Annotated in this window: 11 protein-coding genes; 6 read left to right on the top strand and 5 right to left on the bottom strand. The window is 44.5% G+C overall.

The window, feature by feature from the left end; all coding sequences use genetic code 11:
* Positions 1-49 precede the first annotated feature (49 nt).
* From surA to ALT761_RS03460, 6 genes are all read left to right on the top strand, one after another.
* Entirely contained in the window at positions 50-1,336 is a 1,287-nt protein-coding gene (gene surA / locus ALT761_RS03485; RefSeq protein ID WP_269472494.1) for a peptidylprolyl isomerase SurA, read from the top strand.
* A gap of 14 nt (positions 1,337-1,350) precedes the next feature.
* Entirely contained in the window at positions 1,351-2,334 is a 984-nt protein-coding gene (gene pdxA, locus ALT761_RS03480) for a 4-hydroxythreonine-4-phosphate dehydrogenase PdxA (RefSeq protein WP_013785394.1), read from the top strand.
* Positions 2,331-3,158 (top strand): 16S rRNA (adenine(1518)-N(6)/adenine(1519)-N(6))-dimethyltransferase RsmA, encoded by an 828-nt coding sequence (rsmA, locus tag ALT761_RS03475; protein ID WP_126872480.1) that lies wholly within the window; start codon positions 2,331-2,333, stop codon positions 3,156-3,158. Before pdxA ends, rsmA begins: the two co-directional genes overlap by 4 nt.
* Positions 3,159-3,167: 9 nt before the next feature.
* A complete protein-coding gene (apaG, locus tag ALT761_RS03470) occupies positions 3,168-3,542 on the top strand; it encodes a Co2+/Mg2+ efflux protein ApaG (protein ID WP_013785396.1) in 375 nt (124 codons plus the stop codon).
* A 12-nt stretch (positions 3,543-3,554) separates the two neighbouring features.
* Positions 3,555-4,370 carry a symmetrical bis(5'-nucleosyl)-tetraphosphatase gene (locus ALT761_RS03465; RefSeq protein WP_129736577.1) on the top strand — a complete coding sequence of 272 codons (816 nt, stop codon included), beginning with the start codon at positions 3,555-3,557 and terminating at the stop codon, positions 4,368-4,370.
* Positions 4,371-4,596: 226 nt separating this feature from the next.
* Entirely contained in the window at positions 4,597-6,621 is a 2,025-nt protein-coding gene (locus ALT761_RS03460) for a HAMP domain-containing methyl-accepting chemotaxis protein (RefSeq protein WP_129736575.1), read from the top strand.
* A gap of 121 nt (positions 6,622-6,742) precedes the next feature.
* On the opposite strand, the gene lysC is transcribed toward ALT761_RS03460, so the two are convergent.
* The 5 genes from lysC to ALT761_RS03435 all read right to left on the bottom strand — a co-directional run bounded on the left by lysC (position 6,743) and on the right by ALT761_RS03435 (position 15,677).
* Positions 6,743-8,107, bottom strand: coding sequence for a lysine-sensitive aspartokinase 3 (gene lysC, locus ALT761_RS03455; protein ID WP_129736573.1), 1,365 nt, complete (start codon positions 8,105-8,107; stop codon positions 6,743-6,745).
* A gap of 72 nt (positions 8,108-8,179) precedes the next feature.
* On the bottom strand, positions 8,180-8,629 hold the full coding sequence (locus ALT761_RS03450) for a DUF192 domain-containing protein (protein ID WP_129736571.1): 450 nt from the start codon (positions 8,627-8,629) through the stop codon (positions 8,180-8,182).
* Positions 8,630-8,699: 70 nt separating this feature from the next.
* Entirely contained in the window at positions 8,700-11,312 is a 2,613-nt protein-coding gene (gene acnB / locus ALT761_RS03445) for a bifunctional aconitate hydratase 2/2-methylisocitrate dehydratase (RefSeq protein WP_129736569.1), read from the bottom strand.
* Positions 11,313-11,646: 334 nt separating this feature from the next.
* Positions 11,647-12,663 carry a DNA ligase gene (locus tag ALT761_RS03440; RefSeq protein WP_129736567.1) on the bottom strand — a complete coding sequence of 339 codons (1,017 nt, stop codon included), beginning with the start codon at positions 12,661-12,663 and terminating at the stop codon, positions 11,647-11,649.
* A gap of 200 nt (positions 12,664-12,863) precedes the next feature.
* A complete protein-coding gene (locus tag ALT761_RS03435) occupies positions 12,864-15,677 on the bottom strand; it encodes a bifunctional aconitate hydratase 2/2-methylisocitrate dehydratase (RefSeq protein WP_129736565.1) in 2,814 nt (937 codons plus the stop codon).
* Between the last annotated feature and the right edge of the window lie 353 nt (positions 15,678-16,030).

The following is a 16,030-nucleotide window of genomic DNA, read 5'->3' as shown; positions in this document are numbered from 1 at the left end:
TGTAGCGTGGGGAGTAGCCCTACGTTAAGCATTAACCAATAATAAAAGAGTGAGTATGAAGTTCATAATCCGGGCCTTGTTAGTCAGTGCAGTGTTGTCGTTTAGCAGCTACGCGCAAGAAGTAATGCTTGACCGCGTAGCGGTTATTGTCGATCAGGGTGTTGTACTTCAAAGTGAAGTCGATGCACTCATGAATGACGTTAAACGTAACGCAGAGGCAAATGGGCAAGACCTTCCTTCTGACCGCGCACTGCGTACTCAAGCCATTGAGCGTTTAATCACCAAAAGTCTTCAGTTGCAGATGGCACAAAGAATGGGTATCCAAATAAGCGACCCACAGCTTGAACAAACCATTGCAAATATTGCTGCAAACCAAAATACCACGGTAGATGAACTACGCAGACAATTGCGTTTAGAAGGCATCGCTTATGAAGATTACCGTGAAGATATACGCGAAGAAATCGTGATGGGTGAAGTACGTCGCGCGAATGTTCGCCGCCGTGTTTATATTACCGACCAAGAAAGAGAAACCCTTATTGAACTTATGGAACAACAAGGTGCAGAACAAGAAGAATACCGTCTAGGCCACATTCTTATTGGCTTTCCATCGGATCCTTCCGACGAACAAATCGATGCAGCAAGAGAGCGTGCAGACAAAGTACTTTCTCTATTAAATTCTGGGTCAGATTTTGCTAAAATAGCTATCGCATCATCATCAGGTAATGAAGCCTTAGAAGGTGGTGACATGGGTTGGTTGAACATTAACGCTATGCCTACCTTGTTTGCTGAAGCTATTCAGGGTAAAGCAAAAGACGAGCTAGTCGGCCCTATTAGAAGTGGTGCTGGTTTTCATATCTTGAAAGTATTAGATACTCGAGGCATTGAAAAAGTCACTATTGAAGAGGTTAACTCTCGTCATATCCTCGTTAAGCCTTCAATCATACTCAGTGAAGACAAAGCCAAAGCGATGCTAGTAAAATTCAGAACTCAGCTTGAAGCGGGTGAAGTTGAATTTGAAGATCTTGCTAAAGAACATTCAGAAGATCCAGGTTCAGCCCTTAAAGGCGGCGAGCTTGGTTGGTCAGATCCAAACAACTACGTACCAGCTTTTAAAGACGCCCTTGCGCAATTATCAGCTGGTGAATACAGCGACCCAGTACGTTCAGTACACGGTTGGCACTTAATCCAATTAATCGATAGACGTGTAGACGACGCAACAGAGCGCCGCAAAGAAGACAAAGCGTATCAGCTTATTTTCAACAGAAAGTTCGCAGAAGAAACGGAAAACTGGTTACGTGAAATGCGCGACGCTGCCTACATTGAAGTTATCGAGTAATATATAGAGCATAAATGACACCGATAAAAATTGCAGTAACACCAGGTGAGCCTGCCGGTATTGGGCCAGACTTAATTATCAAGCTGGCTCAAGAATCATGGCAAGCTCAGTTAGTGGTATTCGCCGATGGCGAGATACTTGAAACCAGAGCGAAAGCACTTGGTTTACCGCTTACACTGCTTCCTTATGATGCATCAAACCCGCAGGTTCAGCCTGCGGGTTCGCTGTTTATTAAGCAAATTGATAAAGCGGCCGATGTGGTTGCAGGAACCTTAGATAGTGAGAACGGGTTATACGTAGTAGAAACCCTTCGACAAGCGTGCCAAGCAAACATGGAAGGTGACTTTCATGCGGTAGTCACCGGACCGGTGCACAAGGGCATTATCAATAAGGCTGGCGTATCTTTTAGTGGTCATACTGAATTTTTCGCGTATCAATCCAATACGATTGATGTTGTCATGTTGTTGGCAACAGAAGGCTTAAATGTCGCACTAGCCACTACGCATATTCCTTTAGAATATGTATCTCGCGCTATTACTAAAGAACGCCTTCACAAAGTGCTCCATATTATTAACACCGACTTTAAACTAAAATTTGGTGTTCGTAATCCGCATATCTACGTGTGTGGGCTTAATCCCCATGCAGGTGAAGATGGTCATATTGGCACAGAAGAAATTCAAACCATTATTCCGGCGCTAAACGAGTTACGTGAAGAAGGGCTAAATATTACCGGGCCACTTCCTGCCGATACTATATTTCAGCCTAAATATCTGGAAGATGCAGATGTTGTTCTTGCGATGTACCACGACCAAGGCCTTCCCGTGCTAAAATATAAAGGGTTTGGCGCTTCGGTTAACATTACCCTTGGCCTTCCATTTATAAGAACATCCGTCGATCACGGTACTGCACTAGATTTAGCAGGCCATGGTAATGCCGATCCTGGCAGTTTCAGAAAAGCATTGGAAAAAGCCATTGAGCTTGCACATCATCAACAATGAGTAAAACACATTTAGGCCACACGGCCAGAAAACGCTTCGGACAAAACTTCCTTCACGACGACTATGTGATTGGACAAATCGTGTCGGCCATTAATCCGCAACACGAGCAAAACTTGGTTGAAATCGGCCCTGGCTTAGGCGCGCTAACCGATCCTGTTTGCGATGAAGTTGAAGCACTTACCGTTATCGAGCTTGACCGAGATTTGGCTAAGCGTTTACGAGAACATCCGTTTAACGGCGATAAGCTAACTGTTATTGAACAAGACGCGATGACCATGGATTTCACCGAGCTGGCTAAAACTATGCCCGTGAAAGATAAAGGGTTGCGCGTTTTTGGTAACTTACCGTATAACATTTCAACGCCGCTAATGTTTCACCTGTTCTCTCACGCTGCGTGCGTAGATGACATGCACTTCATGCTACAAAAAGAAGTGGTGAATCGTTTAGCTGCAGGGCATGGCTCTAAAAGCTATGGCCGATTATCGGTAATGGCCCAATACTATTGTAAGGTTATGCCGGTACTCAATGTGCCACCAGGTGCCTTTAAGCCGCCCCCGAAGGTTGATTCTGCGGTAGTACGTCTTATTCCGCACAAAACACCGCCAGTAGATGTGGTTTCAGTAGCCACCCTTGAGCGAGTATGCGCGCAGGCGTTCAATCAACGTCGCAAGACAATACGAAACTCGTTAAAAGAAAGTCTTACTGAAGCACAAATCAGCGCGCTGGGTATAAACCCAACCGTAAGGGCTGAAGTGCTATCCTTGCAGGATTTCGCCACTATAGCGAATGCAGTATCAGCGTTAGAAGAAGCACAAGAAAATTAAAGTTAGCTTATGAATGAGTCTGAAATTAAGGTGCGGGTGAAAACCCGTCACCTTCCCGAGCACCTACCTTCTGATTCGCCACAATTTGCGTTCGCTTATCACGTGACCATTGTGAATGACAGCCAGGAAACGGTACAACTTATTAATCGTTACTGGCAAATTACCGATGCTAATGGTAAAACCTCAGAGGTGAGTGGCTCAGGTGTTGTGGGTAAACAACCCATATTAAAACCGGGCGAAGATTTTGACTATACCAGTGGTGCAGTACTTGATACCCCGGTAGGAAATATGCAAGGCTATTACGAAATGGAGCGTGAAAACGGAGAACGTTTTCGTGTTCCAATTGAAGTATTCCGTTTAGCGGTTCCCAACATTCTTCACTGATTTTTGAGATTTATGACTTATCGCAACACCTTCGTCGTGGGTGATATTCAAGGTTGTTATAGCGGGCTACAGCGACTGCTGGAGAAAGCCAAATTCTCTGCGGATAAAGATAAACTCTTCGCCGTCGGCGACTTAGTTGCCAGAGGCGAAGACTCGTTAAGCACCTTACGGTTTCTAAAAAGCTTAGGTAGCAGTTTTGAAACCGTACTAGGAAACCATGATCTTCACTTGCTTGCGGTTGCGAACAAAATTCGTAAACCTAAGAAAGCTGACAACCTACAGCCCTTGCTTGATGCTCCCGATTTAAAAGCACTACTAGATTGGCTTCGCCAATTTCCCCTCGCGAAAAAAATCAATGACAATCACACCATCGTACATGCCGGTCTCTACCCTCACTGGAGTACAGACACACTCGTCAGCTTAAGCGATGAAGTCAGTAAGAAATTACAATCGAAGCACTACACTGATTTTTTAAAAAACATGTATGGCAACACACCGGTTAAATGGTCTGATAAACTTGAAGGTGAATCGCGAACCCGCTTTATTGTAAACGCGTGCACCAGAATGCGCTTTCTACACGCAGATACTAGCTTAGAGTTTGAGACGAAAACCCACCCTGCTCAGGCTTCGAAATCTGTTGTTCCTTGGTTCAAGGTAGATAACCTTCATCTTAAGGCACAAGAACAGGTACTCTTCGGTCATTGGGCTGCACTTAACAGCGAGACGCAAGATGATCGTTTTGTCGCGCTAGACACTGGGTATGTTTGGGGTCAAGAAATGACCATGCTGGACGTCAATACAGGTAAACTCATCCAAGTACATGCGTAAATGACTTAATTGATACAGCAAACTACTAAATCGCAATTTCTTGTGCTTTACTTGTTAACTTAATGGCTTACCTGCCGATACGTTGGTTATATACGTTAGTCTATAATCCCATTACCGTTCATGTTATACATTTTAATACCTTCCTCTAGGTCATTGAGGTGTATTTTGGACGTAGTGCGGGGTAGTATCGTCACGCAAAAGAATAAAAAATAGTCTAGGAGTTTCAATGAAGATTACAGTAGCCACTCGCGTAGTCGGCGGTTTTGTAGCAATTACTTGTCTACTGATTGTCATTAGCGTTGTTTCGTTGTTTAACCTCAATTCCATTGGTTCAGCAACCGAAGAGGTAAATGACGTTGCGCTTCCTACAGTCGCGGGTAGTAACGCCTTAAAAGCGAACTTCCTAAACATGGGTAGATTGACATTCGAAGCCTATATTGAAGAAGATTTGTCTGGCCTTCAGGAAAAGCGCACAGCATTCAATCAAAGCCGAGATATGTTCGAGACTGAATATAAGAAGCTTGCCACTGCAGTTGCCAATGAACCTGAACTACAAAGTAAGTTAAACAGTGTTCGAGCTTCCTATGATAACTACATTAAGAATGTTGAAGCGGTTTACCTGAACCACCAAAAATTCATGGATATCCGAAACACCATTGACGACCGTTTAGGTGATGCTGAAGATAACGCTGACGATGCGTCTACTTACCTACTAGACTTTTCTGACCTTGACGCAGTGCAAAGTGACCCAAATCTTAGACGCGCAGCAGATATTGGTAGCCAACTAGAAACCTCATTACTTTCTCTACTTACCGTTTCTTATGAATACGTAAAGACCGAAACTATCGTACGCTCTCAAACCCTGGGTAACGAAGTTGACTTAGTGGTAGATAAGGTTGCTACTTTACTTAGCGATATGAGCCAAGCCGCTGGGCAGCGAGACCAGTCTGGTACGCTTAGCGATATTAATGAATTGGTTAACGATGCCCTTAATGCGATTACAGCCAGTGACGGCGTAATGGCGTTGCATGTAGAGAGGCTAGAACGCAGAAACGATTCTGAGGCGGCACTTAATGCATCAGATAAGAACATTGCAAATGGTATTGTTGAACTTGAACAATTACTAGCGCTTGCGGACGCAAAAGCAAAAGACGTAGAAAATCAAGTGAATGGTGCTATTACTACAGGCAATATCATCATTATAGCGGTGGTAATATTTTCAATTTTGATAGCCGCTGCGATTGGTTACGTGACGGTAAGAGCTATTACCCGTCCTCTTTATCGCGTGAACGAGTTGCTTACCGTAGCATCATCTGGAGACTTAACACATCGCCTTGACGATTCTGCTCAAGATGAATTTGGTCTGTTAGCTAAAAACTGTAATACCCTAATTGGCAACCTCAAAGAGCTGATTTCAGGAATTAATACCCGTGCCGAGCAACTTGCCGCGGCATCAGAACAAACCTCAGCCGTTACTGCGCAAACCACGCATTCGATTCAAGATCAGAAGTCGCAAATTGGCCAAGTGGCAACCGCCACTACAGAGATGCACTCTACCTCACAATTAGTAGTGCAAAACGCTGAAGATACGCTGAGCCAAATTCGCCATGCTGATGCCGAAGCTGAAAATGTACGTCAAATCTCACTTGAGAATAAACGTATTATCGAAATTCTCGCCAAAGACGTTCAAGACGCTGCCGATGTTATCAACAAGCTTCATCAAGACAGCGCTAGCATCGGGGGTATTCTTGATGTTATCCGCGGCGTGGCCGACCAAACTAACCTACTTGCCTTGAATGCCGCCATTGAAGCTGCCCGTGCGGGTGAGCAAGGTAGAGGCTTTGCGGTAGTTGCTGATGAAGTACGTACACTAGCGAGCCGAACGCAACAGTCTACGCAAGAAATTAACGCGATGATTGAGGTACTTCAAGCGGGTGCTGAACGCGCGGTATCAGTAATGAATCAAGGTAAAGAGCAAACAGTAGCCTGTGTAGAGCAAACGGAAAAAGCGACACAAGCGCTAGATATCATCTCTGAAGCGGTACACAAAGCCCACGACGTAAGTTCTCAAATTGAACAATCCGCACGTGAACAAAATACGGTATCACAAGAAATTAGCGAGAAGCTTGAAACTATCGTTAATATTGCTGAAGAAACCACTTCAGGTGCCCAGCAAACTTCTGACTCTAGCCATGAAGTGGCAAGGCTTGCTGAAGAACTACAGCAATCTATCCGTCAGTTTAAGGTATAAAATCACACTGAGTATTTGGTTTATTTTAATTGAATTAGATTAACTTAAACACTCAGCGTTAAATGAAAAAGGGAAGGTTAAAAACCTTCCCTTTTTTGTCTGTGACAAAACACATTACACGCTACTCAAAAAGCGCTTTATGTAAGTCCTTCACTATTTTATCGCTGTCAGTTTCATTCACTAAGAATGACAGGTTGTGCGGGTTAGCACCGAAACAAATCATGCGTAAGTTAAAGTCAGACACCGCAGCAAAAATCTTGCTAGACACACCAATGGCGGTTTGCATGTGGTTACCTACTACAGTGACTAAGTCGTAACCGTTCTCTACTTTCACATCACAAATAGTTTCAAGCTCTGCAATGGTTTCTTTGTTTAAGCGCTGTGCCACTGAATTGGCAGGGTTGTCTAAGGTAAACGACACCGAAATTTCTGATGTAGTCACCAAATCAACACTTAGCTTGTGCTTAGCGATGATGGCAAAAACCTGCTGTAGAAAGCCCTGTGCGTACATCATCTTAGGTGTTTTTACTGTTACCATAACTTGGTCTTTACGGCGAGTAATGGCACGATAAGGTGGCTCTTCTACACAGTCTCGAACAATCCAAGTACCGCCTTTTTCTGGCTCTTTACTTGAACCTACGAACACTTTAATATTTTTACGAAGGGCTGGTTCCATGGTGGCAGGATGCAGCACCTTAGCACCAAATGTCGCCATTTCAGCCGCTTCTTCAAAGCTAAGTTCTGGTAATGGGCGAGCAGCAGCAGTAATACGTGGATCGGTAGTATAAACCCCAATCACGTCTGTCCATATTTCACAGGCGTCAGCGTCTAATGCTTCTGCTAGAAGCGCGGCAGTAAAATCAGAACCACCACGACCTAAGGTCGTAGTTCGCCCTTCATCATCAGCACCCACAAACCCTTGTGTAACCACAATGGCATTTTCAATTTCAGGGGCCAGCAATTGCTTTGCCAAAGCTTCAATGGTGTCTATCTGTGGCACTGCTTCACCAAATTCACTGTCGGTGCGCAAGACTTTGCGTACATCGAAGTTCATGGTAGTCACATTTTGTTCAGCTACTTTTTGTTCGGCTAAGACTGCACTGAACATCAATGACGACATGCGCTCACCCATAGAAAGCAACTGATCTTTCAAATCGTTTCTATGTAAAATCTCTTCGTGAAATGCTAGGGATTTCATTTCATCAAGCAAATCATTTAGCTTGCTTTCAACCGAGTTTTTATCTGCAAGCTTGTTGAGAATGGCAAGTTCAATATTAACAATAGACTGGCAAGTAGATTCTATTTGCTCTTGGGTAAGTGGGCTGTGCGCTAAATTCACCAGGTGGTTTGTCACCCCTGCTGATGCACTAACAACCACGATACGGGTCGCACTGTTTGAGGCAACAATTCGCGCACAGTTTTGCATCACTTCATAGTTCGCAACACTGGTTCCGCCGAACTTGGCGATGGTTAAAGCATTTGCCACGATTTTACTCCGAATTTCTTTTACCGAGCACAGTGCTCGATAATGACCGGCGAATAGGTTATTCGCACCGGTTTAACGATTAATTTCTATCTGGTCACCCACACTGATATTGTGTGAAGCGAACCACCCTTGGTTCATTTCTAGCGCGTAGAGTACCTCTTTAGTCGCCTGCACAGACGTTAGGTCGTGAGGCTCTAGAGGTTTTATATCTGTAATTACGCCATTTCTGTCGATATAGGCGACATCTAAAGCAATATTCGTATTCTTCATCCACATGCTGGCGTATCGCGACGATGCAAACTTAAAGAACATTCCACAGTCATCACACAGAGATTCTCTGAACATTAACCCTTGGGCACGTTGATCAAAAGAGTGCGCGTATTCCATTTGGTAAAGTTTTCCATCAATCGTTAAGGTGATTTGATCAAACTCTACGCTAGGTTCCATTTGTGCGCTGGCATTTAAAGCGCCATATCCTAGAAGCACAAATAGCGCGATTGCGATGAAAGTAGTTTTAGCCATTAGACATTCCTTTTACCCATAAAAAAAGCCGGACACTTACGGTGCCCGGCTTTGTAGTTTATACACTAAATCAGGCAACATTCAACGTTGGAATGATATTGGCCTTCGCCTCTTCCTCTGCCTTCTTGAAACTTGGCATTTTATCGAAGTTTAAGTAGCGAAATACTTCAGACGACATGGAGTTAATTTTGCTCGCATATTCCATGTATTCTTCTGCCGTTGGAATACGGCCAACGATAGCACCTACCGCCGCTAACTCGGCCGACGTAAGGTACACGTTCGCCCCATCACCTAAACGGTTAGGGAAGTTTCTGGTAGAGGTAGACAGCACCGTAGCACCTGCATTTACACGTGCTTGGTTACCCATACACAATGAACACCCAGGCATTTCTGTACGCACGCCCACTCGCCCATAAATGTTGTAGTAGCCCTCTTCCATCAATTGAGCCTTATCCATTTTCGTGGGTGGCGACATCCACAAACGGGTGGGTAAGGTTTTATTGAACTGCTCGAGTAATTTACCGGCCGCTCTAAAATGACCAATGTTTGTCATACATGAACCGATAAAGACTTCATCTACGTTCTCACCAGCAACGTCTGATAAGGTTTTCGCGTCATCAGGGTCATTCGGGCAGCACACAATAGGCTCTTTAATGTCGTTGAGGTCTATCTCGATGATTTCCTTGTACTCAGCATCTGCATCGGCGCGCATAAGTTCAGGGTTGGCCAACCACTCTTCCATCTTCTGAGCACGGCGTTCAAGCGTACGTGGGTCGCCGTAACCTTCGTTAATCATCCAACGAAGCATAGTGATGTTTGAGTTAAGGTATTCAGCAATAGACTCTTCTGAAAGGTTAATACTACAACCCGCCGCTGAACGCTCTGCCGATGCGTCAGATAATTCAAATGCTTGTTCTACCGTTAGGTGTTCCAGCCCTTCAATTTCAAGTACGCGACCAGAGAACGCATTAATTTTGCCTTTCTTCTCTACGGTAAGTAAGCCTTGCTTAATACCGTATAACGGAATGGCGTGTACTAAATCACGCAGGGTAATGCCAGGCTGCATTTCGCCTTTAAAACGAACCAGAATGGATTCAGGCATATCTAGGGGCATCACACCGGTCGCTGCAGCAAAAGCCACTAAGCCAGACCCTGCTGGGAATGAAATACCCAATGGGAAACGAGTGTGTGAATCGCCACCGGTACCAACGGTGTCTGGCAACAACATGCGGTTTAACCAGCTGTGAATAATGCCGTCGCCGGGACGAAGGGATACACCGCCTCGGTTCATCATGAAGTCTGGCAAGGTATGCTGTGTTTCAATATCTACAGGCTTAGGATACGCCGCAGTATGACAGAACGACTGCATGGTTAAGTCGGCAGTGAAACCAAGACAGGCTAAATCTTTTAGCTCATCTCGCGTCATAGGGCCTGTAGTATCTTGCGAACCAACCGTGGTCATCTTAGGTTCGCAATAAGTACCAGGGCGAATGCCTTCAACGCCACACGCTTTACCTACCATCTTTTGGGCAAGGGTGTAGCCTTTACCAGTATCAGTAGGTTGTTCTGGGGTTCGGAACAAATCTGTTGCACCTAAACCTAATGTTTCTCGTGCTTTTTCAGTAAGCGCGCGGCCAATAATAAGATTAATTCGTCCACCAGCGCGTACTTCATCTAAAATGACTTTAGATTTGTATTCGTACTCCGCTAACACTTCACCTGTTTCATGGTTGGTAATTTTGCCTTCAAACGGGTAGATGTCGATAACATCGCCCATATTCATTTTTTCTACATCAGCTTCAAATACCAAGGCCCCTGCGTCTTCCATAGTATTGAAGAAAATAGGTGCCACTTTGCTACCAATACATACACCGCCACCGCGCTTATTTGGCACGCCAGGTAAATCTTCACCAAAGAACCACAACACTGAATTGGTGGCCGATTTACGTGATGAACCTGTGCCTACCACATCACCCACAAAGGCAACGGGATAACCTTGGTTTTTTACATCTTCAATTTGTTGCATTGGCCCTTTAACGCCATGTTCTTCGGGCTCTAAGCCATCACGGGTCATTTTATAAGCGGCTAATGCGTGAAGTGGAATATCTGGGCGCGACCACGCATCTGGGGCGGGAGACAAGTCATCGGTATTGGTTTCACCGGTCACTTTAAATACAGAGTAAGTGATCTTATCGTCCATTAATTTACGCGACGTAAACCACTCACCTTCTGCCCACGACTTAATAACGTCAGTGGCAAATTGATTTCCGGCTTTGTGCTTTTCTTCAACATCATGGTAGGCGTCAAACATCAGCAGCGTGTGCTTAAGTTCTTTAGCCGCTAGTGGCGCTAGGCTCTCATCGTCGAGAAGCTCAACTAATGTCACGATGTTGTAGCCACCATGCATGTTGCCTAATAGCTCAATGGCCTTTTCTTTTGAAATTAACGAGCAGCTGTCTTCGCCTTTAACGATAGCACTTAGGAAACCGGCTTTAACGTAAGCGGCCTCATCTACGCCAGGTGGAACACGTTCAGACAACAATTCTAGTAAATTGTCTGCTTCGCCTTCTGGTGGATTTTTAATTAACTCAACCAAGCCTGCTACCTGTTCAGCATTTAGCGGCTTAGGAGGGATCCCTTCAACAGCACGTTCTTCTACGTGTTTGCGATAGTCTTGTAACACGATGTCTTCCTCTTGGTTTAGCTTGCGCAATGGGAATAACGGTCTTGTACGATCTTGACGCAAGGTCTGATTAAAAATACTTCATAAGTATAACGATTAACCTGCCTAAATTAAATTTTTGAGGCTTATTATTCGTTTATAGTCGCCATTCAGCGCACTTGATATTGAACGACTAAAACTATTAAAAACTGTTAAATTAAACTTTAAAAGCAATCAAGGTTATTAAATGTTATTGAGCGCTATTGCTCCCTATTATTATTTCTTGTCTTTATTGAAGTAGAGTCGATAACCGTGAAAACCAAGCTCGGCTTGAACACCACAAGGGCATAACGTCTTATAAATCTGGAAGGTCTTTAGCTGGACGCACATGCCTAAAGCTCGCAAAGCGGGGAATGCCCTTCTTTGTTACGCCAAAGTATTTGAAGGTGATCCAACTGTTCATGGGTGGCGGATATCGGCGCTGTTTCATACTAAATCCTGTGCCGATTTTAAATTGTATCCCCTCTGGCGTCTCGACGATAAGCGAGCCCATCATGCCGGCCAACTTCCCTTTACCTTTTACATAGCCAATCACTTTGGCTTCAGCATCGTTGAACCGTTTTACCTTTAATAGCTGATTACTGCGTCCGTCCTGATAAAAGGCAGCTTTGTGATGCAGCATTAGGCCTTCACCGCCCTTTGCGGTGACCTCATCTATTGTCGCTTCAAGAAGCCGCTGAGAACCTAATGTAAACTGCGGGATCATAATTAAACTATTACTATTAGCTCGCGTTACCAGTGCCTCCATCCTAGACAAACGTGTGGCAAACGGGACATGACTGACGGGCATATCAAACAGCATCATCTTCACCGTCTTCCAGCGTTCATCAGGCGTATGGCTAAGTACAATAGAAGCGATAGCTTCAAAACTGCTTCGCTGTGTCCATAGCTCTCCATCAAGAACTACATCAGGCCAGTTCTTGGTAAACCACTCAGGTGCGTGAATTTTATTACCGTTTCGGGTAAGAAGCTGCGTGCCCGTCCAGCGGGCACGCACGCCATCTAGCTTTTCGCTAACCAAATACTCAGCAATATTGATGTAGTCACTCTTATTGTAGGTCGCTGCCAATTGGATAGGCGTTTCACCCTGCTTTATCACACGTTTAATCGGGCTAAACACTGGCTTGGCGACGTTAGCCATCGACTTAGCAGTATCAGAAATTGGCTTAGCAAAGTCAGAAATTGGTTCAGTTGTGTCAGACGTTAGGTAAGTGCCTGGAGTGGCAAAGGGGGTGGCAACGGGTGTGGCAAATGAAACGGTAGGCAGGCTTATCGCGAGTAGTAGTATCAAGATAAAATATTTAAAATTCATTTTGGCATTCTTGTTAAAAAACAAAAAAGCTTACGCTTATCAACTCGTGAGTAAACTGGGCTTAAGACTGGTTTACATGGAGGCCTAGAATACAGGCGGAATACAGGTGAGAATACGGGTGGCAAGAGATATAAAAAAGCCCCAACCGAGGTTGAGGCTTTATACGCTAGTTGCTATTTAACGTAAGGTTAAGTAGCGTTTTAGCCTACTGTTTTAACAGCAACGCTTGGCTCGAACTTAGCTTTAACGCTCATGTCTTCTGCTGGCGGCGCGAAGTCAGTAAGGTTAATACCCTCAACCGCAGCTTTGTACTCTTCCATAGTAGGGAAGCGACCTAGCACAGCAGACAGCACTACCAATGGCGTTGAACCAAGAAGTGACTCACCTTTCTTCTCGTTAGAGTCGGCAACAACACGACCTTGGAATAAGCGCGTAGAGGTAGCAATTACCGTATCACCAGGTTCTGCCTTTTCTTGGTTACCCATACAAAGGTTACATCCTGGACGCTCTAGGTACATGATGTTGTCGTACTTGGTACGCGCAGATTCTTTTGGCTTGTCGTCGTTAAACTCGAAACCTGCGTACTTAGTAAGAATGTCCCAATCGCCTTCCGCTTTTAGCTCATCAACAATGTTGTATGTTGGTGGTGCAACAACAAGTGGTACGTTAAACGACACACTGCCATTTTGCTTTTCTAAATTACGAAGCATTTGAGCGATAATCTGCATGTCACCTTTGTGAACCATACAAGAACCAACAAAGGCTAAATCAACGGTTTTGCCGTCGTAGAAAGAAACTGGACGAATAACGTCATGGGTATAACGCTTAGAAACGTCGTCGTTGTTTACGTCTGGGTCGGCAATCATTGGCTCGTCGATTTGGTCCAAATCAACCACAACCTCAGCGTAGTACTTCGCGCTGTCATCTGGTGCTAGTGCAGGGTTCTCACCAGACTCGATTTCAGCAATACGCTTATCAGCAAGATCAATCAAACCTTGAAGCATATTGGCATCGTTTTCCATGCCCTTGTCGATCATTATTTGAATGCGACTCTTCGCCACTTCTAGCGACTTGATCATAGTCTCGTCGTTAGAAATACAGATTGAGGCTTTCGCCTTCATTTCTGCTGTCCAGTCGGTAAAGGTAAATGCTTGGTCAGCAAGCAAAGTACCGATTTGCACTTCAATAACACGACCTTGGAACACATTCTCACCGCCAAATTGCTTCAGCATTTGAGCTTGAGTAGCATGAACAACGTCACGGAAGTCCATGTGGCTCTTCATGTGGCCTTTAAAGGTCACTTTAACCGACTCTGGAATTGGCATCGCCGCTTCACCTGTCGCAAGTGCTACCGCTACCGTACCCGAGTCAGCACCGAACGCGACGCCTTTAGACATACGAGTATGTGAGTCACCACCAATGATAATAGCGCGATCGTCAACGGTAATATCGTTCAATACTTTGTGAATAACGTCAGTCATTGCATGGTAAACCCCTTTAGGGTCACGTGCCGTGATTACGCCAAAGTTATTCATGAAAGACATAAGCTTAGGAATATTAGCTTGGGCTTTCTTATCCCATACCGACGCTGTGTGACAGCCCGACTGGTATGCACCGTCTACAAGCGGAGAAATAGTTGATGCTGCCATCGACTCTAGCTCTTGGCATGTCATCGGGCCGGTTGTATCTTGTGAGCCTACAATGTTTACTTTAACGCGAACGTCTGAACCAGCGTGAAGCGGAGTCTCAGACTTAACGCCTACCGCATTGCGGTTAAAGATTTTTTCAACAGCTGTTAGACCTTGGTTCGCTACAGATACTTCTTTTGAACGTGCATAAACTTCAGGTACGTCTGTGCCTAACACTTTTGCAGCAAAAGTTTGTAACTGCTTACCAAACGTTACCGCGTAAGAACCACCGGCTTTCATAAACTCCATTTTTTGCGGAGTGAAAGCGCTTGATATATCCGCAAGTTCTTCTGAGCCGTTAAACAGTTTCTTCGCTTTAGTGTCGATGGTAAGCACGGTGCCTGTAGCAACAGAATATGCTTGTTCTAACACTGGGTCGCCGTTAGCATCGCGAACCACTTCACCGTTAGCATCCGTCTTTTTAACCCAGTTTTTAAGGTCTAAACCAATACCGCCAGTCACGTCTACGGTCGTTAAGAAGATAGGCGCGATACCGTTAGTACCTGCAACTACTGGCGCTTTGTTCACAAATGGAATGTAAGGGCTTGCTGCCTCACCGGCCCAAAGTGCAACGTTATTCACACCAGACATGCGCGAAGAACCTACGCCCATGGTGCCTTTTTCAGCAATAAGCATTACTTTAGCGTTAGGGTGCTTTTTACCTAGCTCAACAATTTCTTGCTGTGCTTCAGGCGTGATCATGCACTGGCCGTGTAGTTCACGGTCTGCACGAGAGTGAGCTTGGTTACCCGGAGAAAGTAAATCAGTAGAGATATCACCTTCTGCAGCAATATAAGTCACTACATCAATTTTTTCTGGTACGTCAGGCAATTTAGTAAAGAACTCTGCTTTTGCGTAGCTCTCAAGAATGTCTTTTGCTATCACGTTACCTGCGTTGTAAGACGCTTCTAAACGCTCTGTATCAGCTTCGTATAAGTAAACCTGTGTTTTTACTACTTCAGCAGCTGTCTTAGCCACAGCGTCGTTGTCTGAAAGTGCCAAATCTAAAAGCACTTCAACAGACGGGCCACCTTTCATGTGTGAAAGCAGCTCTAACGCAAACTCAGGTGTAATTTCAGCAACAACTGACTCACCTAGTACGATTTCTTTAAGGAATGCAGCTTTAACACCTGCAGCACTTGTTGTACCTGGCAGTGTGTTGTAGATGAAGAAGTTAAGAGAATCTTCACGGTGCTCATTATTCGTATCTTTAATTTGAGCAATAATTTCTGACAGCAAATCTGCACTGTCGATAGGCTTAGGGTGTAAACCAAGTTCCGCTTTACGGGTCTCGATTTCGGCCATGTATTCTGAATACAAACTCATATAATTCTCTCGGTCTTGGTTATACGTAGTTATTTTTATACGCAGGGGTTAATTATACGTCGGTCTTAGCTATACGCATGAAATTATAGTGGTTATTTTAACTGATTTTTAAGCATCAGGTAATCATTAGAAAATGGCACAAGAGCACATTGCCACTTTTACCCTTTTCATTAGCTACAAGGTATTTACATTTTGCTCGTTTGACAGATTGAAGCCAACCTCACAAAAAACAAAATAATCACTATTTTTCATTAAGTTATGAATAACCATATCACATGGCATTCATTTTACATTGCTTTGTGAGGCAATGATAAAAGCAACCTATACAAAGCATGACTTATCTTAGGTATTTC

The sequence above is a fragment of the Alteromonas sp. 76-1 genome (assembly GCF_900654235.1).
Taxonomy (GTDB): domain Bacteria; phylum Pseudomonadota; class Gammaproteobacteria; order Enterobacterales; family Alteromonadaceae; genus Alteromonas; species Alteromonas naphthalenivorans.
The sequence above is the reverse complement of the archived record's forward strand: the minus strand, read 5'-3'. Positions and strand labels throughout refer to the sequence as shown.

What these genes read in the sequence shown, in the direction of transcription:
- pdxA (WP_013785394.1), top strand. Translation starts at nt 1,351, where the DNA reads ATGACACCGATAAAAATTGCAGTAACACCAGGTGAGCCTGCCGGTATT.
- rsmA (WP_126872480.1), top strand. Translation starts at nt 2,331, where the DNA reads ATGAGTAAAACACATTTAGGCCACACGGCCAGAAAACGCTTCGGACAA.
- apaG (WP_013785396.1), top strand. Translation starts at nt 3,168, where the DNA reads ATGAATGAGTCTGAAATTAAGGTGCGGGTGAAAACCCGTCACCTTCCC.
- ALT761_RS03465 (WP_129736577.1), top strand. Translation starts at nt 3,555, where the DNA reads ATGACTTATCGCAACACCTTCGTCGTGGGTGATATTCAAGGTTGTTAT.
- ALT761_RS03460 (WP_129736575.1), top strand. Translation starts at nt 4,597, where the DNA reads ATGAAGATTACAGTAGCCACTCGCGTAGTCGGCGGTTTTGTAGCAATT.
- ALT761_RS03450 (WP_129736571.1), bottom strand. Translation starts at nt 8,629, where the DNA reads ATGGCTAAAACTACTTTCATCGCAATCGCGCTATTTGTGCTTCTAGGA.
- ALT761_RS03440 (WP_129736567.1), bottom strand. Translation starts at nt 12,663, where the DNA reads ATGAATTTTAAATATTTTATCTTGATACTACTACTCGCGATAAGCCTG.
- ALT761_RS03435 (WP_129736565.1), bottom strand. Translation starts at nt 15,677, where the DNA reads ATGAGTTTGTATTCAGAATACATGGCCGAAATCGAGACCCGTAAAGCG.